Origin of the sequence: Loktanella gaetbuli (assembly GCF_020531945.1) — a bacterium.
GTDB classification, from domain to species: Bacteria; Pseudomonadota; Alphaproteobacteria; order Rhodobacterales; family Rhodobacteraceae; genus Loktanella; species Loktanella gaetbuli.
The window spans coordinates 86258-109134 of record NZ_JAJATZ010000005.1 but is presented as its reverse complement, the minus strand read 5'-3'; the positions used below and the strand labels follow the sequence as shown (position 1 = coordinate 109134).

Here is a 22877-nt window from a genome sequence, read left to right as displayed (position 1 = left end):
CTGCAAAGGGAAAGGGCGGATGGTGTGGTCAGGGGGGCGCTGCCCCCGGTGCTGTCGCACCTCCCCCGGGATATTTTGAAAACAGCGATGGGTGCGGTCAGAGGGTTTTGACCATCGTGGTGCTGCTGGTGAAACCAAAGATGTAGCTGAGCGGGCCGATGGTCTGGGTGTTCGTGGCCCTGAAACCGTAGCGCGTATAGAGTGCGCGGGCGCGGGGGTTCGTGTCGATGACATCCAGGCGCACCTTGGCATAGCCGCGTGTGCGGGCCTCTGTGCAGATGGCGTCCAGTAGGGCGGAGCCGATGCCTTGCCCCCGCGCGGTGGGAGCGACGCAGAGGCCGTCCAGCAAAAAGCGGGTGTTGTCGATGTCGCGTTCCAGCAGTGACAGCAGTGCTGCGCGCCAGAGGGCACCGGCCCAGCCATAGACGGCGCGCAGGTCGTGGAACGTGCCGTCGACGAATGCGCCATCGCGTGATTTGAACCCGACCACGCCCAGGAGTGTGCCGTCGTTTGCATGGGCGGCGATGACGTGGTCGGTGCGCATCACGCGGATGATGTAGCGCATAGCTTTGGCGTCGGGGCCCATGACGCGGGCCAGTTTCTGGCCGAAGGCCTGCCAGTAGAGGGTCGCCGCCGCGTCGCGGTCGGATGCGGGCAGGCCTGCGCGGATGATCATGCGAAGCCCGTGAAGGGCAGGTAGGTCACGGGCGTGCCCGGCGTGATGTCGGCGGCATCGTCCGGCAGTTCAACGAGCCCGGTCGCCCATGACAGACCCGAGACACGGCCTGACCCTTCGGACGGGAAAACCTCTGCCGCACCGTCCGTGATGCGGGCGCGCAGGTATTCGCGGCGGCCGGGCTTCTTGGATTTCGCAAAGGCTGCGGGCACGGTGAAGGATTGGCGCGCGGGCCAGTCGGCCCCTGCGAGCACGGCAAGTGCGGGGTGGGCAAAGATCAGCGCGCAGACCTGGGCGGCGACGGGGTTGCCCGGCAGGCCAAACACGGGCGTGTCGTCCCAGAGCCCCATCGCCAGCGGCCGGCCCGGTTTCACGGCGATACGCCACAGGGCAAAGCTGCCGGTGGTCGCAAGAAGTGCAGACACATGATCCTCGTCGCCCGCCGATGCCCCGCCGGATGTCAGGATCGCGTCGCAACGGGTGGCGGCCCCGGTCAGGATGGTGCGGAGCTTGTCGCGGTCATCGGGCGCGCGGCCAAGATCGACGGGCGTGTGACCCCACCCCGCAACATCGGCCAGCAGCATGGCGCGGTTGGCGTCATAGATCTGCCCGTCGGTCGCGGGCGTGCCGGGGTCGCGCAATTCGTCACCCGTGGACAGGACGCCCACGCGCAGGGTCGCGCGGACGCTGACCTGACCCGTACCGCAGGCGGCGAGGGTTGCCAGATCGGCGGCGGTCAGGCGGCGGCCCGCAGGCAGGACGGCGTCGCCCGCCATCATGTCCTCGCCCGCGCGGCGGGCATTGGCGCGCTGTTTCAGCGGGCCATGCAGGGCAATGTGGGTGGCGTTGGCACTGACGTCCTCTTGCAGCACCACGGTATCGGTGCCGTCCGGGATGTTCGCGCCGGTCAGGATGCGCAGTGCGTGACCGGGCGGCACCGTGCCGTCGAATGGTACGCCAGCGGCGGCGCGACCCGGGTGCAGCGGCAAGGTGTGGGGGCCAGCGGGCAGCGGTCCGGCAAAGGCGTAGCCGTCGACGGCGGCATTGGCATGAGGAGGATGGCTGCGTGTGGCTGCCACGGCGGCGGCAAGGATGCGTCCGGCGGCCTTTACCAGCGGGATCGTCTGTGTTGCCGTGACCGGGCTGAGCCGGTCGCGCAGATGGGCCAGGGCTGTTTCCACCGGCGTCCAATGCGCGCCTTGTGGCATGGCGAAACAATCGTTGCGCAGGGGCGGCGGGGTCAGTTGCGCGGCGGCGAGGATGTCCTCTGACCCGACGCCCAGCACCCAGCCTTCGTCACTTGCGGGCACGTCGAGGCAGCGGGCCATCTGCGCGGGCGGCAGGGCCGAAAAGCTGCGCGCGTAAAGGGCGGTCTGGGCGGCGTCCTTGATGTCGTGTGCCTCTGCCGCGAGGGCTGCGGGCAGGAGCGAAAAGTAGGTTTCGGCCAGTGTGATCGCGCGGTCGGCGGGTTGGAACGGCCAGACGGCGATATCCGCACCAAAGCGCGCCCGGAGGCGTGACAGGGTCGGCAGGCCCATGATGACCTGACCACCCACGGCGCCAACACCGCCCAGTTTGAACGGGGATTGCGCACCTTTTGCCGCCATGTCGGCACCGCGAAATTCGGGCAGGCCATGGTCGCCGTAGTCCGCCTTGGTCCGGGGCAGATCCGGGATGTCGGATTTCAGACCATTGAACCAGAACGGGCCAGTGCCGGGGAATCGCGCGTTGATCTGGCCTGCGAGGGCAAATCGGTTGTTGGATTTGGGTGCGTCCTGGACGCGTGCTGCGAACCAGTCCCACAGGGCGAGGGGGTCGGCATGGCCCGTCAGTGCCTGCGCAAAGCCGCTGGGATAGGCGAAACACAGATCAAAGGCCGCGAGGGTGCGGCGACCTGCGGCCAGTTCATCGGCGAGCGTGTCGATCAGATAAGCCTCTGCCAAGGCGCGGTTGCGGTGATAGACTGGGGTCTGTGCCTGACCGGCGCGGGCGATACAGGTCCAGATGGCATCGGCGGTCGGACGCGGGCCGCGATCGTTGCCGCTGGAGCAATCCACGGCGATGACCGTGTCAAAGCGGGGATCATGGGTCATGCCAGTCCCACCTCTGTCAGGATAAAATCGGCGATGGCGGCCGTATCGTTCAGGTCCAGCAACGGGCGGTCGATGTCGAGCGGGCTGTCGGTGGCGACTGCGCGGATGGTGGGGTCATTGGTGGCAATCAGGGGATTTTCGGTGACAGCGCGAAAGGCCTCGACCTTGGGATGGGTGTCGCGTTTGTAGCCTTCGATCAGGACCAGATCGACGGGGGCGAGTTGCGCCAGCAGATCCGCGAGAGGCGGTTCATCCGCGCCACGCAACTCGGTCATGAGCGCCCAGCGGTTGGCGGAGGCGAGCACCACCTGCTGCGCGCCCGCCTGACGGTGGCGGTAGCTGTCCTTGCCGGGTTGATCGACATCGACGCTGTGGTGGGCGTGTTTGATCGTGGACACGGTAAAACCGCGCGCGGTGATTTCGGCGACGAGGCGTTCCATCAGTCCGGTCTTGCCTGCGTTTTTCCAGCCGGTGATGCCGTAGATTTTCATAACATGGCCTGTGCAGTGGCAAGATCGTCAGGGGTGTTTACGTTGAAAAACGCAGCATCGTCGGGAAATTCCGCCGTGCCGGCATCATGGGCGCGGGTGAACTGGACGACCTTGCGGGTGCCGTCTTGCAGGGCCTGTCGCAGCGCGTTGCGCAAGCTGACGGGCCAGAGGCCAAAGGTCGGCTGCCGCCCGCCCGGTGACGCGGCGAGCGCCAGGCCTGTCGCGCCGCCCGCCAGCTGGAGTTGCGGGACCAGATCGCAGGGCAGGAACGGCGTGTCGGCGGCGGCGGTGACGATGTGGCTGTGGCCGGTCGTAGCCGCATGGTCGAGGCCTGCCAGCACGCCTGCCAGCGGTCCGGGGTGATCTGCGATGCTATCCGCGATCACGGTCAGACCAAGAGGTGCAAAGCGTGCCGGATCGCCGTTGGCGTTCAGCGCCAGCCCGTCGCATTGCGGGTCCAGTCGTGCGATGACGTGGTCGATGATGCGGCTGGTGTCGAGGCGCAAGAGTCCCTTGTCGCCGCCGCCCATGCGGGTGGCCTGACCGCCTGCAAGGATGATGCCAAGTGGTGCCCTCATGGTCGGCCCGCGCCGCTGTTTCGCTGACGCGAAAGGCGCCCCGCCCGCCGACCCGTAGCCGTGGGCTGTTCCGGTTGCGCCTGGCGAGGGTGTGTGTTCCCGGGGCGCTGCCCCGGACCCCGGGATATTTCCGACCAGAAGAAGACCGCCATGCGGCTAGGCCTATTGAGGATGGCATACATGTCAGGCACTGCCCTTGCGGGCCGATTTGCGCGGCTCGTCAGCCTGCGCTGCGGGGTCGGCGTCGCGTATCAGGCGGTGTTCGCCTGACAGGCAGACGAAGCGCTGCCCTTTCATGCGACCGATCAGGGTCAGGCCGACCTGTCGCGCAATTTCGACACCCCAGGCGGTAAAGCCCGACCGGGACACCAGTGTCGGGATGCCCATCAGTGCGGTCTTGATCACCATTTCGGAGGTCAGGCGGCCTGTCGTGTAGAGGATCTTGTCGCCCGGTGTTTCGGTTTCGGAAAACATCCAGCCAGCGATCTTGTCGACGGCATTGTGGCGGCCCACGTCCTCCATGTAGATCAGCGGCTGGGCATCACGGCACAGGACGGTGCCGTGGATTGCACCTGCCGCAAGATACAGGCTGGGTGTGCGGTTGATCTGGTGCGACAGCGCGTAGAGGTGCGATGTCCGGACAGGCGTATCCGGCAGGGTCAGACCATCCAGACCTTCCATCATGTCGCCGAATACGGTGCCGACAGCGCAACCGGAGGTCCGGGTCTTGCGGGCGAGTTTGTCCTCGTGGTTGGTTTGCTGCGCGGTGCGGACGACGACGGTTTCGACCTCTTCGTCATAGTCCACGCGGGTCACCTGATCGCTGCGTTTCAGCATGCCCTGATTGAGCAGAAACCCCAAGGCGAGGTATTCGGGATGATCGCCGATCGTCATGGCGGTGACGATTTCACGTGCGTTGAGGTAGATCGTGAGGGGGCGTTCCTCGACCACGGCGAGGTCTATGGGCGCACCCGTGTGATCGGTGCCTGTGACGCTGCGGGTCAGGTGCGGGTCATCCGGCGCGGGAGCGATCCGGATGCCGGGGGGGATGAGATTGGCCAATTGCAGTTCCTGTGGGTCAGGCGTAACCGGGTGAGGACTGAAACTTAGGGGGAAACCATGGCCCTTGCCACCGGGAAATCAGCCTATCTGCAAGGTGTCCGCGACGGGATGCCATTTTTGCTGGTTGCCGTACCCTTTGCTGCCCTGTTTGGCGTGTCGGCTGTCGAGGCGGGGTTGAGCATCGGGCAGGCCATGGGGTTCAGCGTGCTGGTGATCGCCGGAGCGTCGCAATTTGCCGCGTTGCAGATGATCGTGGACAATGCGGGCGTTGCGCTGACCTTGCTGGCGGCGCTGGCGGTCAACCTGCGCATGGCGATGTATAGCGCGTCGCTGGTGCCCTATCTGGGTGAGGCCCCGCTGTGGAAACGCGCCTGCGTGTCCTATCTGCTGTTCGATCAGAGTTATGTCGCTGCTGTCGCGCGCTACGAGGCCGATGGCACGATGCCCCTGCGTGACCGGGTCGCGTTTTTCTTTGGTGTGGCGACGCCGATCGCGCCGACCTGGGTGCTGGCGACGCTGGCGGGCGCGCTCTTGGGGGCGCGCATCCCGGATGCGGCGGCGCTGGATTTCGCGCTGCCGATCACATTTATCGCGATGGTGGGGCCGATGCTTCGGACGCTGGCGCATGTGGCGGCGGCGCTGGTGTCGGTTGTCGTGGGGTTGGCGCTGGTCGGGTTGCCGTCGGGCACGGGGCTGTTGATCGCGGCTGCCTGTGCGATGGCGGCAGGTGTGATTGTCGAGGGGAGGCGGGCATGACTGATGCAGTGATCTGGACGGTGATCCTGGCGCTGGGCGTGGGGACGTTTCTGATCCGGTTCTCGTTTCTGGGGCTGATCGGGACGCGGCCGATGCCGCCGCTGGTGTTGCGCCTGCTGCGGTATACGCCTGTTGCGGTGCTGCCGGGGCTGGTGGCACCCTTGGTGGTGTGGCCTGCGGCAACGGGGGGCGCACCGGAACCCGCGCGTCTGTGCGCCGCTGCGGTGGCGCTGGCGGTGGGGTTGTGGACGCGCAGCGTGATCCCCGCCGTGTTGGCAGGGTTTGCGACGCTGTATCTGGGGCTATGGCTGACGGGCGCGTTCTAGCGCATCTGCATTTCGATTTCGGCCAGCGCCAGCGCCTTGTTGTCGGGATCGTTTTCGCGCCATTCGCGTGTCGTGACACCCGGCAGTGCGCCGAACGCATCCGACAACCGGTTGGGCGAGAACGTGCTTGGCAGCCGCTCAAACCCTGGCAAGGCGCGCAGGATGCCGGATGTGGCACGCGCACAGAAGGCCTGCGGCACGGGGCCGTTCGTCAGCGCGAGGGTCGCGGCCCGTTCTGCCACGGCATCACTGACGGGGATCGTCTGGGCGATGACATAGAACGTCTCTCGCGCGTGGTACGAGACGTAATAGGCCTCGACCTCGGGGGTCATGCCGAAGAGCACGTCGTTGCGTTCCGCGACAAAACTGTGGCGGAACGATCCGGCGGGGTCGAACATGATCCTCTGGCTGGGCGCGTCGATCAGCAGGGCGGTATGCGCGCCGCTGTCGTTGGAAATGCTGCGCATCGTGTACAGCGTCAGCACGCGCGGACCGGGGCCTGCGAACTGGCGCTGGGCGATCAGGTCGGGCGGTGACGATGTCTGCGGTGCGGAACAGCTTGCAAGCGCGGCAGCCCCGCCAAGCAGGACAAGACGCCGGGTCAGCATCAGCCGTTGACGAGCGCGAGGAAGATCAGCAGGACGATGATCGCGACGGCTCCGCGCGAAATGAACCACATGAACCAGTCAAAGGTCTTTTCGTGTTCGGTGGTGTCCATTTCGCCGTGCTTGTGGTCTGACATGTCTGTGTCCCCTGGGTGTGCTTTGGCGCTGAAATAGCCCATTCGGGCGGGGCTGTCACGCCCTGCGGATGGTCTATTCGGTCGCAATGCCGTCAGGTGCTGCCGTGAAATACCACGCGCCGTCATCGGCCAGTTCGCGTGTCGCGCGCCCGGCCTGATGCAGGTGATTCAGATGGGCAACCGATTCCACCAGCGCGAGCCCGTAGGTGCCTGCGTCGATGGTGCGTTTGAACAGAACGGGAAAGCATTGGGCCGCCGTGCGGGGGGCGTCGAGGTAGGCGGCCAACCGCGCCAGAGCGTTGTGGTGATTGTCGATCATCTGCCGCAGACGCAACGGCAGGCCCGTATAGGGCAATTTGTGGCCGCCGAGGATCAGTTGATCCGGGTGGGCATGCGGCAGGAACCGTTCACAGGATTCGATCCAGTCGGCAACGGGGTCCGCGTCGGGTTCTGTGGGATAAACGCCAAGGTTCGGGCTGATCGACAACAGCAGTTGATCCCCACCCAACACGACGTCGCCGTCGCGCGACCAAAGGGTCGCGTGTTCCGGCGCATGGCCGTCACCCATGCGGATGTCCCAGGTGCGGCCTGCTGCGGTCAGGGTGCCGCCTTCGATCAGGCGGGTAAAACCCAGCGGCAAGGCATGCACGCAATCGGCAAAATTGAAGGGACGTTCAGCGCTGCGCCTGGCCAGCGTGGGGCCATCCATGCCGGCGCGCGTCCAGAATGCGATCTGTTCCGGCAGAGGTTCGGATTGTTCGTCCAAAATCAGCATCCGCGCCTGAAGATAGGCCGTGCGCGTGGTCAGCAGTTCCGCGCCCTGGGCCATGAACCAACCAGCCAGCCCGATGTGATCGGGGTGGTGGTGGGTGACCAGAACACGGGTGACGGGTTTGCCTGCCAGCGGTCCATCCAGAAGATCCTGCCAGATCGCGCGGGTCTTGCGCGTGTCGAACCCGGTATCGACGATCGTCCAGCCATCCCCGTCGTCCAGCGCATAGACATTGACGTGATCCAGCGCCATCGGCAGGGGCAGTCGCATCCACAGGATGCCGGGGGCCACCGTGATGGCGGTGCCGGGTGCGGGTGGGTCAGGAAAGGGTGTTGCAATCTTCATGCCTGACCTTGTGGCAGGCTTTGCGGCGGGTCGCAAAGGCAACCCGCCGTCATGCGGATCAAGCGACGGCCAGATCCTCGGGTGTGACGGCCATCAGGTCCGTGGCACCGGTGCGCACATGGGCCAGCAATCCCGTCACCTCTGGCAGCAGGCGGGTGATGTAGAACCTTGCCAGACGCTGACGCGCGGGGTCGTCCTGCATTGCGGCACGCAGGTGGGCATGGGCCCCCAGCACGCGGGCAAAGGCGGATTGATACGGCACGGCCCCCGCAAAACGGTCCTGCATATCGGTCCGCGAGACCAGCCAATCCGTCGCCTCTGACATATCGGCGGCGGCTTGCCAGACGGCCTCTGCCAGATCGGGAAAGGTGCCCTTGGCCGCATCGGCACCGGACTGGATTTCGTCCAGCAGGGCCTGTGCGGCTTCGCCGCCGTCCATCATCTTGCGCCCCACGAGGTCCATCGCCTGAATGCCGTTGGTGCCTTCGTAGATGGCGGTGACGCGCACGTCGCGGACGTATTGCGCGGCACCCGTTTCCTCGATCACGCCCATGCCGCCGTGGACCTGAATCCCCATTGAGGCGACCTTGATGCCCGTATCCGACCCGAACGATTTTGCAATCGGCGTCAGCAGGGCCGCGCGGGCGCGGTGGGTGGCGTCACCCGTTGCGGTCGTCATGTCGAGGGCCACAGCGCACATCGCGGAAATCGACCGCGCGGCAAAGACCTCGGCCTTCATTTCGGCCAGCATCCGGCGCACGTCGGCATGTTCGACGATGGTGCCGGTGCCACCGACGCGGCCCTGTTTGCGGTCCAGCGCATAGGCCAGCGCGTGCTGATAGGCACCCTCGGCCGCACCGATGCCCTGGGTGCTGACGCCGACGCGGGCGTTGTTCATCATGGTGAACATCGCGGCCATGCCGCCGTTTTCGGGGCCGACCATCCAGCCGGTCGCACCGGAATATTCCATCACGGCTGTGGGCGATCCGTGCAGGCCCATTTTATGTTCCAGCGACACGACGCGCAGATCGTTCTGTTTGCCAGGGTTGCCGTCGGCATCGGGGATATATTTCGGGACAAGGAACAGGCTGATCCCCTTGGTGCCCGGCACGCTGTCGGGCAGACGGGCCAGCACGAGGTGGCAGACGTTCTGGGTGAAATCATTGTCCCCCCAGCTGATGTAGATCTTCTGTCCGGTGATCGCGTAGGTGCCGTCGCCGTTGGGTTCGGCCTTTGTTGAGAGGGCACCGACGTCGGACCCGGCCTGCGGTTCGGTCAGGTTCATGGTGCCGGACCATTCGCCGCTGATGAGTTTGGGCAGGTACAGATCCTTGATCGCGTCGGACGCGTGGTGTTCCAGCGCCTCGATCTGGCCCTGGGCCATCAGCGGCTTGAGCTGCAAGGACAGGCACGCGCCCGACATCAGGTCGTTGACCGCGATCGACAGCGCAAAGGGCAGGCCCATGCCGCCGTAGGTTTCGGAGGCGCTCATGCCGATCCAGCCGCCCTCGGCGATGGCCTTGTAGCCGTCGGCATAGCCCGGCGAGGTGCGCACCACACCGTTTTCCAGACGCGCGGGGTGCAGATCACCGGCGCGTTGCAGCGGGGCAAGAATGTCGTCGCACATCTTGGCGGCTTCTGACAGGATTGCACTGGTGACATCGGATGTCGCCTCGGCAAAGCGGTCGGTCGCGGTGACCTCGGCAAAGCCCGCAACGTGATCGAGGATGAACTGGTAGTCGGCGGCGGGTGCGCGGTATGGCATCAGATTACGGCCTCTTTGCTAATCGGTCACGCTTGGCAGCGGCCAGCGTGATCGGTATGTCGGTGCGAACTTTGCCCGAAGGTAGCCAAAGCATGCAACCGCGCAACGCAAACGCCACGTCAGAACACCTGCGACCGGATGCAGCAGGTCTGTCGCGGGCGGCTGCGCTGCTGACCCAAGGGGCCTGCGTCGCCTTTCCGACCGAGACGGTCTACGGGCTGGGCGCGGATGCACGCAATGCCGATGCTGTTGCGGGGATCTATGCCGCCAAGGGGCGGCCCAGTTTCAATCCGTTGATCGTCCATGTCGCCAGTCTGGCCGATGCCGCCGGCTTGATTGACCTCGGTGCAGATGGGCAGGTTCTGGCGCAGGCGTTCTGGCCGGGGGCGTTGACGCTGGTCGGGCGGATGCGGGCGGATGCCGGTATTTCTTCACTGGTGACGGCCGGACTGGATACGCTGGCGGTGCGGGTGCCCGATCATCCCGTGGCGCAGGGGGTATTGCGTGCCTTTGGCGGGCCGGTGGCGGCACCCTCTGCCAATCCATCGGGCCGGATTTCACCGACGACGGCAGCGCATGTGCTGGCGGGACTCGCCGGGCGGATCGCGGCGGTCGTGGACGGTGGGGCCTGCGGCGTGGGGCTGGAGTCAACGATTGTCAGCGTGGCGGGAACACCGCGCTTGTTGCGCGCCGGTGGTGTGCCGGCTGAGGCGATCGAGGCGGCGCTGGGCCGTGCGCTGACTGCGGGGGAAGATGACGCAGCAGCACCGACAGCACCCGGGCAATTGGCCAGCCATTATGCGCCGCGTGGCCGGGTGCGGCTGAACGCGGTGCAGGCCTTGCCGGGGGAGACCCTGTTGGGGTTCGGGGCGATCGCGGGCGATCTGACCCTATCCGCAAGCGGCGACCTGCAAGAGGCCGCTGCGCGATTGTTCGACTGCCTGCACCGTCTGGACGCGATGGAGGCCAGCGCGATCGCCGTGGCACCGGTGCCGGACCACGGGCTGGGTCGCGCAATCAATGATCGGCTCAAGCGCGCGGCGGCCCCGCGCGACTGAACCGGGCAGGGCCGGCCGCATACGCTCTGGCCTGCGGTTTGGGGCTGACCACCATTCATGTGTGTTTGATATCAATATCTTAGATCTTGGTTCCTCGACCTCACATGATCGTGGTCTAGGTGTTACTGCACACCCAAAATTGCAAATAAGAGATGGAGACGACGGCTATGAAGACCAGACTGATCATTGCACTTGCGTCGGTCGGTGCGACCGCCGCCCACGCAGAGGCCCATACTGACCGCGTTGCCGCACTCGAGGCACGAGTCGCCGAACTGGAGGCAGCACCGCGTACGGCCCCCCTGAGTTTCGGAAGCGGGACGGAACTTGACCTCTATGGCTACATCAAGGCCGACTTCATCTACGATTTTGGGTACGAGTTGGGGAACACCACCTTTGGGCTGAACGCCATCGGCGCGGCCAGCGAAGAAGGCGATTTCTTTAACGCGACGGCACGTCAGACCCGGTTGGGTTTCCGCACCACGACCCAGACCCCGATGGGCGAGCTGGGCACACAGGTCGAAGGTGATTTCTACGGCGAGGGTGAAACCTTTCGTTTGCGCCATGCGACAGCAACGCTGGGCGGTATTCGGGTCGGCAAGTACTGGACGACCTTCATGCCGCTCTCGTCCTATCCGGCGACACTGGATTTCCAGGGCCTCGCCGCGATCCCCTTCGCCCGGCAGACCCAGTTGCGCTATACGGCGGAGTTTGGTGGAAATTTCGTGGCGGAGGCCGCGATCGAGGAATCGAACGGTGACAGCGACAGCCCGGTATTCATCGCGGCACTGGCCTATGACACGGACCCGCTTCTGTTGCGTGCTTCTGTCCTGAGCGGCGAAATCAATGACGGCGCGGGCGGCGAGGTCGATACCTACGGCGTCAACCTGTCCGGGACGGCGACCTTTCGGAACACCACGATTGATGCCGCCTATACCATCGGCGAGGGTATCAATTCTTATATGGTTTTCCTGGGCGAGGATCTGGATTCCAACGGTGATGCCATCGAAATGCAGGCCGCCTACATTTCACTCACGCAGGCCGTCGGAGACAAGCTGACGCTGCGGGCGATGTATGGTGTGCGTGAAAACGATACGGGTGCGACGGCTGACAGCACCGAAAAGCTGGAAACGATCCACGTGAATGCGAACTATGACATCGTGGAAAATACCAGCGTCGGGATCGAGTATTTCTACGGCTCGCGCGAGACCTTTGGTGGCCAGTCCTATGATGTGGACCGGGTGCAGGCGTCCGTCACCTATACGTTCTGATCCATGAAATTGCGGGCGGCCTGCATGCCGCCCGCCGCATGTCCGAGAGCCGGGGCGCGAAATGCGCCCCGGCTTTTTCATTCAGACCAGTTTGAGCAGTTCCTTGGCGGCTTCTTCAGACGATGCCGGGTTCTGACCCGTCACCAGTTTGCCGTCGGTCACAACAAAGGACGCCCAATCGTCGGCCTTTTCATAGTGACCGCCGTTCGCCTTGAGCATGTCCTCGACCAGAAACGGCACCACATCGGTCAGGCCCACGGCCTCTTCTTCGGTGTTGGTGAAACCCGTCACCTTGCGACCCGAAACCAGCGGCTTGCCGTCGGCGCCCTTGGTGTTCTGGAACACGGCGGGGGCGTGGCAGACGGCACCCAGCGGGCGGTCTGACGCGACAACGGTTTCGATCAGCTTGATGCTGTCGGCATCCTGGCTCAGATCCCACAATGGCCCGTGGCCGCCCGGGTAGAACACGGCGTCGTATTCGCTGGCGTCGATCGTGGACAGCACATGCGTGTTGGCCAGAACCTTCTGCGCGTCGTCGTCGGCCTTGAAACGGTCAGTGGCGGGGGTCTGCGCATCCTCGGTATCCGAACCGGGGTCCAGCGGCGGCTGGCCACCCTTGGGCGATGCCAGCGTGATGTCGGCACCGGCGTCCTTGAATACGTAGTAGGGTGCTGCAAATTCCTCGAGCCAGAAGCCGGTTTTCTTGCCGGTGTCGCCCAGTTGATCGTGCGAGGTCAGAACCATCAGAATTTTCATGGAGTATCCTTTCTAGGAAACAAATGCACAAAGCCGCGGACGGTTGCCGCGGCATTCACTGTCCCAATGCGCAGCCATTGGCGAATGTTCCACCAATGGGCGATAACGTTGCGGCATCGCAGGCACCGGTCCCATCCGTGGCAATCACCCGTGCCATGACATTCATCTGTTACGTGCATTCCCTAGCGTCAGAATCACACCTCGCGTTCAGGCGAGGGAGATGGTTTTCTGCAAAGACAGGACGGGACATGGATCAGATCAATTACGACGAGCTGTCATTCGACGACGAAGACGAGCTGAAATTTCCGCGCGACGAAGTTCAGGATTTTGACCGCGTGGTCGAACGTGCAATTTCACGTCGCGGTTTTCTGGGCGGCGTGCTGGCGTTCGGATCCGGTGCAGCCGTGATGGGCACCGGGCTGCTGAACGGCACTTCTGCGATGGCGCAGCAGGCGTCGCGCTTTGCCTTTGATCAGCTGGCCCCGCAGACCGATGGCACGGTGCATGTGCCCGCCGGCTATACATGGGACGTTCTGGTGCGCTGGGGTGATGCCCTGTTCAGCGACGCGCCCGCATTCGACCCCGCAACGGGTATTCCGACCGAAGGATCTGACCGCGTGTTCGGCGAAAATACCGACGGCATGGAGTTGTTCCACAAGGGTGGCACCGAACTGCTGGTCGTGAATTCCGAATATGTGAACGGCGGCATCAACCTGCCTGCCGAACAAGAGGGTCAGCCCGCCTCTGCCGATGACGTGATCCGTCTGCAGAATTTCCAGGGCGTGACCGTGATGGAAGTGACCGAAGGCGATGATGGCTGGCAGGTCGTGGTCGACAGCCCCTACAACCGCCGCATCCACCACCGCACCCCGATGGCGATCGACGGACCCGCCGCAGGTCATGACCTGCTCAAGACGGCGGCCGATCCGACCGGCACGCAATCGCTGGGCACGTTCAACAACTGTGGTTCGGGGCGCACCCCCTGGGGCACCTATCTGACCTGCGAAGAAAACTTCAACGGCTACTTTGGCACCACCGCAGAGCTGTCGCTGGACGAGGTCCATGCCAACGGGTTCGAACGCTACGGCGTGTCGACCGAGGTCGATCCCGGTCGCTACAACTATCACGGTTTCGACGCGCGTTTCGATCTGTCGCAGAACCCGAACGAGCCGCATCGCGCGGGCTATGTCGTGGAAATCGACCCTTGGAACACGGATGCGACACCGGTGAAACATACCGCACTGGGCCGTTTCAAACATGAAAACGCCGCTTATGCGCTGGCACCCGATGGTCGGGTCGTCGTCTACATGGGTGACGACGAGCGTGGCGAATACATGTACAAATGGGTCAGCCGCGACGTCTATGTTCCCGGTGGCGATACCTCGACCCTGCTGAGCGAGGGTCAGCTGCATGTGGCCAAGTTCAATGACGACGGCACAGGTATCTGGCTGGCGCTGACGCCAGAGGACACCGGCATGTCCGAGGCCGAGATCGCGATTTTTACCCGTATGGCGGGCACTGCGGTCAGTGCCACCACGATGGACCGGCCCGAGTGGATCGCCGTCAACCCCACCGCGATCGAAGGCTATTGCTGCCTGACCAACAACTCGCGGCGCGGTGCCACCGACGACACGGGTGCGATCCGCACCAATGCCGCAGGGGAACCGATGACCGTGAACGCGCCCAACCCGCGCGAGGTCAACAACTATGGTCAGATCGTGCGCTGGCGTCCGCATGGCGACGACCATGCCGCATCCACCTTTGACTGGGATCTGTACGTGATGGCGGGCAACCCGTCGGTTCACACCGAAGGCCCCTATGCTGGAACGGCCAACATCAACGCCGGGAACATGTTCAACTCGCCCGACGGGATGATGTTCGACACGACGGGCATGATGTGGATCCAGACCGACGGCGACGACGACAACGAGGGCGACTTTGCCGGCATGGGCAACAACCAGATGCTGGTGGGTGATCCGGTGACGGGCGAGATCCGCCGGTTCCTGACCGGCCCCAAGGGGTCCGAGGTCACGGGCCTGACATGGTCGGCAGACAAGCGGTCGATGTTCGTCGGCATCCAGCATCCGGGTGGAAGTTTCCCGGACGGCGAAGGATCGCTGCCCCGGTCTGCCATCGTCGTGGTCAAGCGTGATGACGGCGCGCTGGTCGGCTGACGACACAAATAGCCCGGCACGGTGACAGTGCCGGGTGAGCCCCGATGAAATGATGACCGCAGCCCCGAGGGGCCGCGGTCTTTTGTCGAGCAGGGGTCTGCCGGAACGTCTCGTTCCCGGCAGGCGTCAATCAAAAGTTGAAGCCGACGCGGACCTTGAACGTGGTCACACCCACTTCGAGGACGTCATCGTCGAATTCATGCTGCAGAATTTCAGCACCAACATGGTAGGAATCGCCAAAGGGCATGTCGTAGGCCACACCGTAGAGGTAACCACGGCCATCATCGAGCTGATCGGATGTGGCAAGGATGAAACCGCCGACACCATAGGCGACACCCGGTCCCACGGGCACACCGACACGTGCCTTGAGGCGGGTCGCGTAGTCGACGGTGGCACCGGCTGCGGGGACTTCGTACTGGTTGGAATCAAAGTCGAATTCACCGCCGTAGATGACCCCGTTCGCGGCAAAATTATAGCCTGCGTAGATACCCACAGAGGGGCCGTCCCCATCAAGAGCGCCTGAATTGACGTCGATGTCGGACCCACCGGCGGCGATGCCGAAGTAGGCACCCGTCACGTCCTGTGCCATGACGGTGGCAGGCAATCCGGCCATCATTGCACCGATCAGAAGTGGTTTGAGGTTCATGTCATTCTCCCTGTTGTTGTCGACCACGTTCTGGTCGCTTGGACACACGGGAAAACAGGCCGCAGGGTTTCATCTGAAACGCATAAATTCAGGCACTCAAAGCGCCTGTTTTTCAGGGGTTTTGCAATGCTGCGGCATCTGACCGCAGTCAGCAACGCTTCATCGGCCCGCATGACGCAAAGCCGGGTGTGGTTGCGGGGGTCTGCGCCTAGCCGCGCAGCTGGCTGCGCAGTTCTTCGGCCTCGCGGCGGGCGTCGCGCAGGCCGTCCATGGCGGCGCGCAGTTCGGCCTCGGTCTGGGACAGCTGGTTGGTGATTTCAGCTTCGCGCTGTTGCAGGTAGGTGATCGCCTGATCGCGGGTTTCCTCGGCCTCGTGCAGGGCCTGGGCCATGCGGTCCAGTTCACCGATCTCGGCCTTGGTCACGCGGGTGGCACGGGTGACCAGCCAGTTGGCAAACCACCCAAGCGCAAATGCGATGAACAGAATGATGGCGGTTGCGACGATGAATTCAATGCGGTTCAAGTGGGTTTCCTGCGATTACTGGTCGGCGTCGGTGGCGTCGGCGTCCTGTTCCATCTGTTCGAGCGTCGAGGGTTCTTCGACGGTGGGTTCGGGTTGGATCAGCGAAAATTCGATCCGTCGATTCGCCTCGCGGCCATCGGCGGTGTCGTTATCGGCAATCGGGTTGGCTTCGCCAAGACCCTCGGCGACGAAAGATCCGATCGGCACGCGCCGCAGCCGCAGTGCGTCCAACACGGCCTCGGCGCGCTGTTGTGACAACTGCTGGTTCATCTCTTCGCCGCCCTGGCTGTCGGTATAGCCGGTGATCCGCAGTTCGATATCCAGACAGTTTTGCAGGATTTCGGCGATGTCATCCATGATGTCCTGCGATGGCCCGGTCAGCGATGCGGAACCAGGGTCGAACAGGATCTTGCGGTTCTCCGTCACCACGGCGATCTGGGCGATGCATTCGTCCGGCGTGGGCAGGCCCGCAACGGGGTCCAGCGCCTCGACGTAGGTGATGTCCAGATCGGCCTCTGCGGTGGGGCCCAGTTTGTCGATCAGTAGCGTCGTGATGGTTGCAGCCGCGTTTGCGTTGCCGGTGTTGCCCGACACACGCACTGTTTCGGGCGTGACGGTCACCGCGCCGTTGGTCAGCTGTGCCAGCGATTCCAGACCCGCCAGAACGCGCACGGACCAATCCGCTGGCAGACCTTCGGTGATGCGGGTGCCCATCGTGACATTCGCGGCACCGAATTTGGCAGCGGCGTAGTTTTCGGCGGTCACGTTCGCCAGATCGTTCTCGATCCGGCCACGCAGTTGCACGGCACCCTCCGGGCTGCGTGTCGCGCTGAATGTCGGCGGACCTTCGACGGTGACCTCGGCCGGGCGCGGCAAATCGGTGGTCAGCTCGAACACGTCGGGCAGGGCGTTTTCCAGCTCTCCTGCAGCGCGTTCGAATGCGGCCTGGTCCGTGGTCTCGAGCCCTTGCAGCGTGACGGCCGTGTCGGACAGGGTCACGGTGCCGCCGTCAAGATCGGTCAGTGCGGCAATGGCCGTGACCACCGCATCGCCCCATTGCGAGGTCGGCGCGCCCAGTGCCTGCACGCAAGGCGAGTTGGCGTCAAAGCCCAAGGCGCTGGCCGCAGCGATGATCCGGTCCTCGGATTCGACGCTGTCGGCGGCACAGGCATCAAACCGGGTGCCGTCCGCATCCTTGGTGAACCGCACGGTATAGGGTGAAATGACCGGGCGCGGTGCGGTGATGGTCACGGTGCGGGCGACAGTCTGCGGCGCATTGCGCGCCAGTGCGGATTCCAGTCGCGCCTTTTCGGTCGCGCTGTCGGCGATGGCCTTGATCTCGACTCGTTCCGCAGTGACCGAGATTTTCGAACGCGGCAGCAGATCCAAGGCCAGAAGGGCATAGTTCATCGCGGCACGCCACTCGGGCGGGACCGGATAATTTGCCGTTTCCAGAAAATCGGTGACATCCGCGCCATCGGCGATCCGTTCGATCCGTGCGGTCAGGGCCTCGCGGTCCGAGGCTGTGGGGATCAGGCCGATCAGCGACACGCCCTGATCGTTGCGCAGGATTTCCACCGCAAAGTCCGGTGCGGCCATCGCGTCGGAATCGGTCACCGTCATGTTGTCGATGACACGGCTGGCATCCACGACACGTCCGGCGGATGACATTGCGCGAAACCGTGCTGCCTCTGACGGGGCGTTGCCCTCGATGATGACCTGAAGTCCGTCACCGATGACCGACGCCCAGGGCATTTCCGCGTCGACCAGATTTTCTTGGACCGACATCACCGAGACGTCCTCGACCACGGCGACCGTGGCGCGGGCTGCCAGAACGCAGACCCCCGCGGCAAGAACGAAGACACCGGCGCGCAGAAAGATGTGGGATAGCCGCATGTGGCCAGAATCCTGTCTGTTGTCGTATCGACGGGTTTAGGCGCTGACTGTCATGGGCGCAATCAAAGCAGAAGCGCGACGGCGAAAAACGGCAAGGGCAGCAGGCCGGCGTCCCGGTTCGATCGGAACAGACGCAGCAGCACCGCGTCGTTTGACGCATCGAACCGGGCCAGTTGCCAGGCCAGATGCCAGCCCATGGCCCAGGGACCGCCGATGGCCACGACCAGAACGAGGAACGATTGCTGCGCCACAGCGCCCAGGGTTGCGAACAGCACGCCGATCACGGTTGCGACCAGAAAACCGCGCAACCACGCGGGGGTGCGGTCGCCGAACAGGCGGGCGGTGGATTTCACCCCGATCAGGGCGTCGTCCTCGGCGTCCTGGTGGGCATAGATCGTGTCGTAGAACAGGGTCCATGCTATCCCCGCGACATAGAGCACCACGGCCGGCCAATGCAGTGCGCCCGCATGCGCCGTCCACAGCAGCAGCGCGCCCCAGTTGAACGCGAGGCCGAGGAACACCTGCGGCCACCAGGTGAAACGCTTGGCAAAGGGGTAGATGGCGACCGGCACCAGTGACGCCAGCCCCACGAGAATGGCGATCGGTGGAAACGTCAGCAGGATGGCGAATGACACCAGCGCCTGTGCGATCATCCAGGCCAGCGCGCCCTTGACCGATACCTGCCCCGACGGGATCGGCCGTGACCGCGTGCGCGCCACGCTGCCGTCGATATGGCGGTCGGTGATGTCGTTCCAGGTGCAGCCCGCACCGCGCATCAGCGCCGCACCGATGGCGCTGGCGATGAGCAGCCAGACATCGAACCGCGTGAAACTGTCGGTGTAGAGGCTGGCGAGAAGAATGGCCCACCAGCAGGGCAGCAGCAGCAGCCATGTCCCGATGGGGCGGTCGAAACGTGACAGCCGCAGGTAGGGACGCCACGCCTGTGGTGCGCGGGTATCGACCCAGTTGCCAGCAGAATCGGCGACGGCGTCAGCCTCTGGCGTTGTCGACGGCTGGGTCATATGTATCCACCTATGGCGTCCAAAGTTCGACTGTATGTAGATCACCCCCTGTCCAAAGGGCAACCGGTCCCGCTGGACCGCGCGCAGGCCAATTACCTGTTCGCGGTCATGCGACTGGAACCGGGTGCCGTGCTGAGCCTGATCAACGGGCGCGATGGGGAATGGGATGCGCAGGTGTCCCAGGGCAACAAGCGCGGCGGCGTGCTGACCTGTCTGGAGCAGACACAGGCGATGCGACTGCCGCCGGACCTGTGGCTGGTTTTCGCCCCGATCAAGAAGGCGCGCACCGATTTCATGGTCGAGAAAGCGGTCGAACTGGGGGTGGCGCGGCTGGTGCCGGTACAGACCGATTTCACGAACGAACGCATGCGCGCGGACAAATTGCAGTCCCATGCGGTCGAGGCCGCAGAGCAATGCGGCGGTCTGTTTGTGCCGCCCGTCGATGATCAGGTGAAACTGGACACGCTTCTGGGCGGGTGGGGTGACAGGCAGATTTTGTTCTGTGATGAAGAGCTGGTCGGTGAGGCGCTGGACCTGACGTCGCTGACCGCTGGGGCCTGGGCGATCTTTATCGGACCTGAGGGTGGTTTTTCCGCGCGTGAACGGGACCTGCTGCGGGCGATGTCACAGGCCCATGCCATAAGCCTCGGCCCGCGTATCCTGCGGGCCGATACCGCGGCAGTCGCGGCCCTGACGCTGTGGCAATCGACGCTGGGCGACTGGACATGAGGGATACCCGAATTTTCGCGAAAATTCGGGTGGGGGCGCTGCCCCCGGTGCGGTGCACCTCCCCCGGGGATATTTTTGACCAGAAGAATAGCGAGGTGGCACCTTGCGCCGCGTGACGCCCGATGCGGTTGGGGCGGTCACTGGCGTCATGGCTGCGCGCGCGCATCTGGCGATGTTTCCGCTGTCCAACCTCGAGCGACTCGGACTGGACGGTGTGGATGATCTGGCGATGTCGCTGTGGTGGGACGGGGCATCCGTGGTCGGTGTGACGCGGTCAGGCATGGTATTGCCCTTTGGCGACCCTGCGGCGGCACCAGGGATGGCGGCAGCCATCGTGGATCGTGATCTGGTCGGTGTGATCGGCGAACGACGGGTGGCGCGCGCGCTGCTGGCGGCGGCGGGTCTAACGGGCGTTGCTGCGACGCTTGACCGGGATGAGCCACAATTCTTGCTGGACCTCGCGGCGATGGTCGTACCGCCGGGACCGAGTCAGATTGTGCCGTTGGCGGATGTGGATCAGACGCGATTGACGGGGTGGATCGCGGCCTACACCGTCGAGGCCCTGAACGTTGACCCGGTCCGTGCGCAGGCACAGGCCGAGATCAGCATCAACACGTATATCGCGGCACGGTCGCACCATGTGCTGTGTGTGGATGATGCACCTGTCGCATTGACCGACGTGAACGCCCAAGTCGCGGACATGGTGCAGGTCGGTGGCGTCTATGTGCCGCCAGCGCTGCGCGGCCGGGGCCATGCGCGGCGCGCCGTGGCGATGGACCTTGCCCGCCTGCGTGACCGGGGACTGAAACGGGCGACGCTGTTTGCCTCTGGTCCTGCTGCCGCGCGGGCCTACCGGAGCATTGGATTTACAGCCGTCGGGGATTGGACCCTGTCATTGTTTGACGGGCCGCAACGTGGAGGGCTGGGCCATGGCACAGTTCATTAGGCCGCAGGCCCGTGCTGCGCTCTGGCGCTGGCGTGAAGTGTTTCTGGCACTGGGGCTCGCTCTTTTGGGGCTGTGGTGGGCGCAGAGTTTCGGTGTGGTCCGCTGGTTGGGTTGGGCATTGGTTCTGATCGGGGCGGCGCTGGCCGTGGCGGGCGTGCAGCGTGCGCGTTTTCGTCAGGACGGGCAGGGGCCCGGCATTGTCGCACTGGACGAGGGGCGTTTGGTCTACATGGGGCCACTGACCGGTGGGGCCATGGATGTGGCTGACCTGATACGGCTGGAACTTGAGCCGCAGGCATTGCCGGCCCCGCACTGGATCCTGACGGGCGCAGGTGGACAGCGGCTTGAAATCCCCGTGAATGCGGATGGGTCAGAGCAGTTGTTCGACGTCTTTGCCGCCCTGCCGGGGATCAAAACGCAGGCGATGCTGGATGTGCTGGCACGCACACCGGATGCGCGTGTTGTTGTTTGGCAGGCGCGCCGTCCTCTCTTGCATTGACGAAGGGTGTGGGTCACTCCAATTAGTGACCAAATTGTTCCAAGCGAAGGCGCCCGACATGTCTATTCCTCAATCCGGTGGCGGGCCCATCGAAAACCACGATCAACTCGCCGAGATGCTGGAAAAGGGCTGCAAGCCCAAGGACGCCTGGCGGATCGGGACCGAGCACGAGAAATTTGGCTATGACACCGCGACGCATATGCCGCTGCCCTACGACGGGGACTGCGGGATCAAGGCGATGCTGGAGGGCCTTGAGGGGCGTTTTGGCTGGGACCGTGTCGAAGAGGGTGGTCACATCATCGGATTGACCAAGGATGGCGCGAACATCTCGCTTGAACCCGGCGGGCAGCTGGAACTGTCGGGCGCACCGCTGGAGACGATCCACCAGACCTGTGACGAGGTGAACGACCATCTGGCGCAGGTCAAGGAAATCGCGGACGAGATCGGAGCGGGGTTCATCGGGCTTGGCGCGGCACCGGAATGGACGCACGACCAGATGCCGCTGATGCCCAAGGGCCGTTACAAGCTGATGGACGCCTATATGGACAAGGTCGGCACCCACGGCAAACAGATGATGCGGCGGACCTGCACCGTGCAGGTGAACCTCGATTTCAGCACCGAGGCCGACATGGTGCAGAAGATGCGCACGGCTGTGGCGCTTCAGCCGGTTGCGACGGCACTGTTTGCCAATTCGCCGTTCTTCGAGGGGCAGCCGAACGGTCACAAATCCTGGCGCAGCCGGGTCTGGCGTGGGCTGGACGATAGCCGCACGGGCACACTGCCATTCATCTTTGACGACGGTTTCGGGTTCGAGGCCTGGGTGCAGTGGGTGCTGGATGTACCGATGTATTTCGTCTACCGCGACGGCAAATATATCGACGCGCTGGGCCAGTCGTTCCGCGATTTTCTGCGCGGCGAACTGCCTGCGTTGCCGGGGGAAAAGCCGTTGTTGTCCGACTGGGCAGACCATTTGACAACCGTGTTTCCCGAGGCGCGGGTCAAGCAATTCATCGAGATGCGCGGCGCGGACGGCGGCCCTTGGCGACGCCTGTGTGCCCTTCCTGCGTTTTGGGTTGGCCTGATGTATGACCAGACGGCGCTCGATGCCGCGTGGGACCTGTGCAAGGACTGGACCGCTGAACAGCGCGAGGCGCTGCGGGTTGCCGCATCTGTCGACGGGTTGCAGGCAAAGGTTGACGGGATCGACATGCACAGCCTTGCGCGCGAATGTGTGGCGATTGCAGAGGCGGGCCTGAGGGCGCGCGCACGTCCAGGCAGCGGCGGGTTGATCCCGGACGAGACCCATTTCCTGAATGCTCTCAAGGACAGTGTGGAAACCGGCATGGTTCCTGCTGACGAACTGTTGGCGCAATACCACGGGCCGTGGAACGAAAAGCTGGACCCGATTTACAGCGCCTACGCATATTGACGCAATTTCGCGCATGGCGCGGCTGACACAGCGCGTCTGAAAACCAAAGTCAGCGGCGTCGGGCAGATGTTCGGCGCCGTTTTTTATGTCAGGGTCGGTGCATGATCTTTGGCTCATTCATCAGACGCGCGACGTTTCCGGTCATCCTCGCGGGGCCGGTGTTCATCGGCTTGCCGCCGGGGGCCGGGATCGCGGCGGCGGGCGGTGCCTTGGTCGGACTTGCGCTGGTGTTGCCGCTGGCGATCGCGCTGCGGGTTTTGCCGTTGCGCAGCCTCTTTGGCTGGCCGTTGATGCTGTTGCGCGTCTTCTTGCGGCGATAGGGGCA

The 22877-nt window shown here is 64.2% G+C and carries 24 protein-coding genes; 10 read left to right on the top strand and 14 right to left on the bottom strand.

What is annotated here, in order from left to right; genetic code table 11:
- Positions 1-97: 97 nt before the first annotated feature.
- From LGQ03_RS11755 to LGQ03_RS11735, 5 genes are all read right to left on the bottom strand, one after another.
- Positions 98-676, bottom strand: a complete 579-nt coding sequence (locus tag LGQ03_RS11755; RefSeq protein WP_226748559.1) for a GNAT family N-acetyltransferase — start codon at positions 674-676, stop codon at positions 98-100.
- Positions 673-2769, bottom strand: coding sequence for a molybdenum cofactor synthesis domain-containing protein (locus tag LGQ03_RS11750; protein ID WP_226748558.1), 2097 nt, complete (start codon positions 2767-2769; stop codon positions 673-675). Before LGQ03_RS11750 ends, LGQ03_RS11755 begins: the two co-directional genes overlap by 4 nt.
- Complete coding sequence (gene mobB, locus LGQ03_RS11745) at positions 2766-3260, bottom strand: molybdopterin-guanine dinucleotide biosynthesis protein B (RefSeq protein WP_226748557.1); 495 nt, start codon at positions 3258-3260, stop codon at positions 2766-2768. Before mobB ends, LGQ03_RS11750 begins: the two co-directional genes overlap by 4 nt.
- Positions 3257-3838, bottom strand: a complete 582-nt coding sequence (gene mobA / locus LGQ03_RS11740) for a molybdenum cofactor guanylyltransferase MobA (protein ID WP_226748556.1) — start codon at positions 3836-3838, stop codon at positions 3257-3259. Before mobA ends, mobB begins: the two co-directional genes overlap by 4 nt.
- A gap of 183 nt (positions 3839-4021) precedes the next feature.
- A complete protein-coding gene (locus LGQ03_RS11735) occupies positions 4022-4906 on the bottom strand; it encodes a formate dehydrogenase accessory sulfurtransferase FdhD (protein WP_404807657.1) in 885 nt (294 codons plus the stop codon).
- A gap of 51 nt (positions 4907-4957) precedes the next feature.
- Between LGQ03_RS11735 and LGQ03_RS11730 the strand changes: the two genes are divergently transcribed.
- Together LGQ03_RS11730 and LGQ03_RS11725 are read left to right on the top strand one after the other, a co-directional pair.
- On the top strand, positions 4958-5656 hold the full coding sequence (locus LGQ03_RS11730; protein ID WP_226748554.1) for an AzlC family ABC transporter permease: 699 nt from the start codon (positions 4958-4960) through the stop codon (positions 5654-5656).
- Positions 5653-5982 carry an AzlD domain-containing protein gene (locus LGQ03_RS11725; RefSeq protein WP_226748553.1) on the top strand — a complete coding sequence of 110 codons (330 nt, stop codon included), beginning with the start codon at positions 5653-5655 and terminating at the stop codon, positions 5980-5982. Before LGQ03_RS11730 ends, LGQ03_RS11725 begins: the two co-directional genes overlap by 4 nt.
- Here the strand turns inward: LGQ03_RS11725 and LGQ03_RS11720 are convergent.
- From LGQ03_RS11720 to LGQ03_RS11705, 4 genes are all read right to left on the bottom strand, one after another.
- Complete coding sequence (locus tag LGQ03_RS11720) at positions 5979-6590, bottom strand: hypothetical protein (RefSeq protein ID WP_226748552.1); 612 nt, start codon at positions 6588-6590, stop codon at positions 5979-5981. The genes LGQ03_RS11725 and LGQ03_RS11720 overlap by 4 nt on opposite strands.
- Positions 6590-6724, bottom strand: coding sequence for an aa3-type cytochrome c oxidase subunit IV (locus tag LGQ03_RS11715; RefSeq protein WP_090160015.1), 135 nt, complete (start codon positions 6722-6724; stop codon positions 6590-6592). Before LGQ03_RS11715 ends, LGQ03_RS11720 begins: the two co-directional genes overlap by 1 nt.
- Before the next feature lie 73 nt (positions 6725-6797).
- Complete coding sequence (locus tag LGQ03_RS11710) at positions 6798-7841, bottom strand: MBL fold metallo-hydrolase (RefSeq protein ID WP_226748551.1); 1044 nt, start codon at positions 7839-7841, stop codon at positions 6798-6800.
- 58 nt (positions 7842-7899) lie between these two features.
- Positions 7900-9606 carry an acyl-CoA dehydrogenase gene (locus LGQ03_RS11705; protein ID WP_226748550.1) on the bottom strand — a complete coding sequence of 569 codons (1707 nt, stop codon included), beginning with the start codon at positions 9604-9606 and terminating at the stop codon, positions 7900-7902.
- Between the two features lie 92 nt (positions 9607-9698).
- On the opposite strand from LGQ03_RS11705, the gene LGQ03_RS11700 reads away from it, so the two are divergent.
- Positions 9699-10664 (top strand): L-threonylcarbamoyladenylate synthase, encoded by a 966-nt coding sequence (locus tag LGQ03_RS11700; protein WP_226748549.1) that lies wholly within the window; start codon positions 9699-9701, stop codon positions 10662-10664.
- A gap of 167 nt (positions 10665-10831) precedes the next feature.
- Positions 10832-11932, top strand: a complete 1101-nt coding sequence (locus tag LGQ03_RS11695; protein WP_226748548.1) for a DcaP family trimeric outer membrane transporter — start codon at positions 10832-10834, stop codon at positions 11930-11932.
- An 81-nt stretch (positions 11933-12013) separates the two neighbouring features.
- Here LGQ03_RS11695 and LGQ03_RS11690 read toward each other — a convergent pair whose 3' ends face one another.
- Positions 12014-12688 (bottom strand): type 1 glutamine amidotransferase domain-containing protein, encoded by a 675-nt coding sequence (locus tag LGQ03_RS11690; protein WP_226748547.1) that lies wholly within the window; start codon positions 12686-12688, stop codon positions 12014-12016.
- 248 nt (positions 12689-12936) lie between these two features.
- Between LGQ03_RS11690 and LGQ03_RS11685 the strand changes: the two genes are divergently transcribed.
- Positions 12937-14862, top strand: a complete 1926-nt coding sequence (locus LGQ03_RS11685) for a PhoX family protein (protein ID WP_226748546.1) — start codon at positions 12937-12939, stop codon at positions 14860-14862.
- 130 nt (positions 14863-14992) lie between these two features.
- Here LGQ03_RS11685 and LGQ03_RS11680 read toward each other — a convergent pair whose 3' ends face one another.
- The 4 genes from LGQ03_RS11680 to ubiA form a co-directional block, all read right to left on the bottom strand.
- Positions 14993-15508 carry a porin family protein gene (locus tag LGQ03_RS11680; RefSeq protein ID WP_226748545.1) on the bottom strand — a complete coding sequence of 172 codons (516 nt, stop codon included), beginning with the start codon at positions 15506-15508 and terminating at the stop codon, positions 14993-14995.
- A 208-nt stretch (positions 15509-15716) separates the two neighbouring features.
- Entirely contained in the window at positions 15717-16031 is a 315-nt protein-coding gene (locus LGQ03_RS11675) for a hypothetical protein (RefSeq protein WP_056035239.1), read from the bottom strand.
- 15 nt (positions 16032-16046) lie between these two features.
- The gene (locus LGQ03_RS11670; protein WP_226748544.1) at positions 16047-17927 is read right to left on the bottom strand and encodes an OmpA family protein; all 1881 of its coding nucleotides are present in this window, start codon (positions 17925-17927) and stop codon (positions 16047-16049) included.
- A gap of 62 nt (positions 17928-17989) precedes the next feature.
- The gene (ubiA, locus tag LGQ03_RS11665) at positions 17990-18949 is read right to left on the bottom strand and encodes a 4-hydroxybenzoate octaprenyltransferase (protein ID WP_226748543.1); all 960 of its coding nucleotides are present in this window, start codon (positions 18947-18949) and stop codon (positions 17990-17992) included.
- A 12-nt stretch (positions 18950-18961) separates the two neighbouring features.
- On the opposite strand from ubiA, the gene LGQ03_RS11660 reads away from it, so the two are divergent.
- The 5 genes from LGQ03_RS11660 to LGQ03_RS11640 all read left to right on the top strand — a co-directional run bounded on the left by LGQ03_RS11660 (position 18962) and on the right by LGQ03_RS11640 (position 22872).
- Positions 18962-19678, top strand: coding sequence for a 16S rRNA (uracil(1498)-N(3))-methyltransferase (locus tag LGQ03_RS11660; RefSeq protein WP_226748542.1), 717 nt, complete (start codon positions 18962-18964; stop codon positions 19676-19678).
- A gap of 112 nt (positions 19679-19790) precedes the next feature.
- Positions 19791-20624, top strand: a complete 834-nt coding sequence (locus LGQ03_RS11655; protein ID WP_226748667.1) for a GNAT family N-acetyltransferase — start codon at positions 19791-19793, stop codon at positions 20622-20624.
- On the top strand, positions 20608-21123 hold the full coding sequence (locus LGQ03_RS11650; protein ID WP_226748541.1) for a hypothetical protein: 516 nt from the start codon (positions 20608-20610) through the stop codon (positions 21121-21123). The genes LGQ03_RS11655 and LGQ03_RS11650 overlap by 17 nt, the downstream gene beginning before the upstream one ends.
- A 58-nt stretch (positions 21124-21181) precedes the next feature.
- A complete protein-coding gene (locus LGQ03_RS11645; RefSeq protein WP_226748540.1) occupies positions 21182-22552 on the top strand; it encodes a glutamate--cysteine ligase in 1371 nt (456 codons plus the stop codon).
- A 101-nt stretch (positions 22553-22653) separates the two neighbouring features.
- Positions 22654-22872 carry a hypothetical protein gene (locus LGQ03_RS11640; protein ID WP_226748539.1) on the top strand — a complete coding sequence of 73 codons (219 nt, stop codon included), beginning with the start codon at positions 22654-22656 and terminating at the stop codon, positions 22870-22872.
- The last annotated feature ends 5 nt before the right edge of the window (positions 22873-22877 follow it).

Excerpts from the sequence above, each read along its gene's own strand:
- LGQ03_RS11705 (WP_226748550.1), bottom strand. The coding sequence starts at position 9,606 with ATGCCATACCGCGCACCCGCCGCCGACTACCAGTTCATCCTCGATCAC.
- LGQ03_RS11660 (WP_226748542.1), top strand. The coding sequence starts at position 18,962 with ATGGCGTCCAAAGTTCGACTGTATGTAGATCACCCCCTGTCCAAAGGG.
- mobB (WP_226748557.1), bottom strand. The coding sequence starts at position 3,260 with ATGAAAATCTACGGCATCACCGGCTGGAAAAACGCAGGCAAGACCGGA.
- LGQ03_RS11700 (WP_226748549.1), top strand. The coding sequence starts at position 9,699 with ATGCAACCGCGCAACGCAAACGCCACGTCAGAACACCTGCGACCGGAT.
- LGQ03_RS11755 (WP_226748559.1), bottom strand. The coding sequence starts at position 676 with ATGATCATCCGCGCAGGCCTGCCCGCATCCGACCGCGACGCGGCGGCG.
- LGQ03_RS11645 (WP_226748540.1), top strand. The coding sequence starts at position 21,182 with ATGTCTATTCCTCAATCCGGTGGCGGGCCCATCGAAAACCACGATCAA.
- LGQ03_RS11720 (WP_226748552.1), bottom strand. The coding sequence starts at position 6,590 with ATGCTGACCCGGCGTCTTGTCCTGCTTGGCGGGGCTGCCGCGCTTGCA.
- LGQ03_RS11690 (WP_226748547.1), bottom strand. The coding sequence starts at position 12,688 with ATGAAAATTCTGATGGTTCTGACCTCGCACGATCAACTGGGCGACACC.
- LGQ03_RS11680 (WP_226748545.1), bottom strand. The coding sequence starts at position 15,508 with ATGAACCTCAAACCACTTCTGATCGGTGCAATGATGGCCGGATTGCCT.
- ubiA (WP_226748543.1), bottom strand. The coding sequence starts at position 18,949 with ATGACCCAGCCGTCGACAACGCCAGAGGCTGACGCCGTCGCCGATTCT.
- LGQ03_RS11730 (WP_226748554.1), top strand. The coding sequence starts at position 4,958 with ATGGCCCTTGCCACCGGGAAATCAGCCTATCTGCAAGGTGTCCGCGAC.
- mobA (WP_226748556.1), bottom strand. The coding sequence starts at position 3,838 with ATGAGGGCACCACTTGGCATCATCCTTGCAGGCGGTCAGGCCACCCGC.
- LGQ03_RS11670 (WP_226748544.1), bottom strand. The coding sequence starts at position 17,927 with ATGCGGCTATCCCACATCTTTCTGCGCGCCGGTGTCTTCGTTCTTGCC.
- LGQ03_RS11650 (WP_226748541.1), top strand. The coding sequence starts at position 20,608 with ATGGCACAGTTCATTAGGCCGCAGGCCCGTGCTGCGCTCTGGCGCTGG.
- LGQ03_RS11685 (WP_226748546.1), top strand. The coding sequence starts at position 12,937 with ATGGATCAGATCAATTACGACGAGCTGTCATTCGACGACGAAGACGAG.
- LGQ03_RS11715 (WP_090160015.1), bottom strand. The coding sequence starts at position 6,724 with ATGTCAGACCACAAGCACGGCGAAATGGACACCACCGAACACGAAAAG.
- LGQ03_RS11695 (WP_226748548.1), top strand. The coding sequence starts at position 10,832 with ATGAAGACCAGACTGATCATTGCACTTGCGTCGGTCGGTGCGACCGCC.
- LGQ03_RS11640 (WP_226748539.1), top strand. The coding sequence starts at position 22,654 with ATGATCTTTGGCTCATTCATCAGACGCGCGACGTTTCCGGTCATCCTC.
- LGQ03_RS11710 (WP_226748551.1), bottom strand. The coding sequence starts at position 7,841 with ATGAAGATTGCAACACCCTTTCCTGACCCACCCGCACCCGGCACCGCC.
- LGQ03_RS11725 (WP_226748553.1), top strand. The coding sequence starts at position 5,653 with ATGACTGATGCAGTGATCTGGACGGTGATCCTGGCGCTGGGCGTGGGG.
- LGQ03_RS11750 (WP_226748558.1), bottom strand. The coding sequence starts at position 2,769 with ATGACCCATGATCCCCGCTTTGACACGGTCATCGCCGTGGATTGCTCC.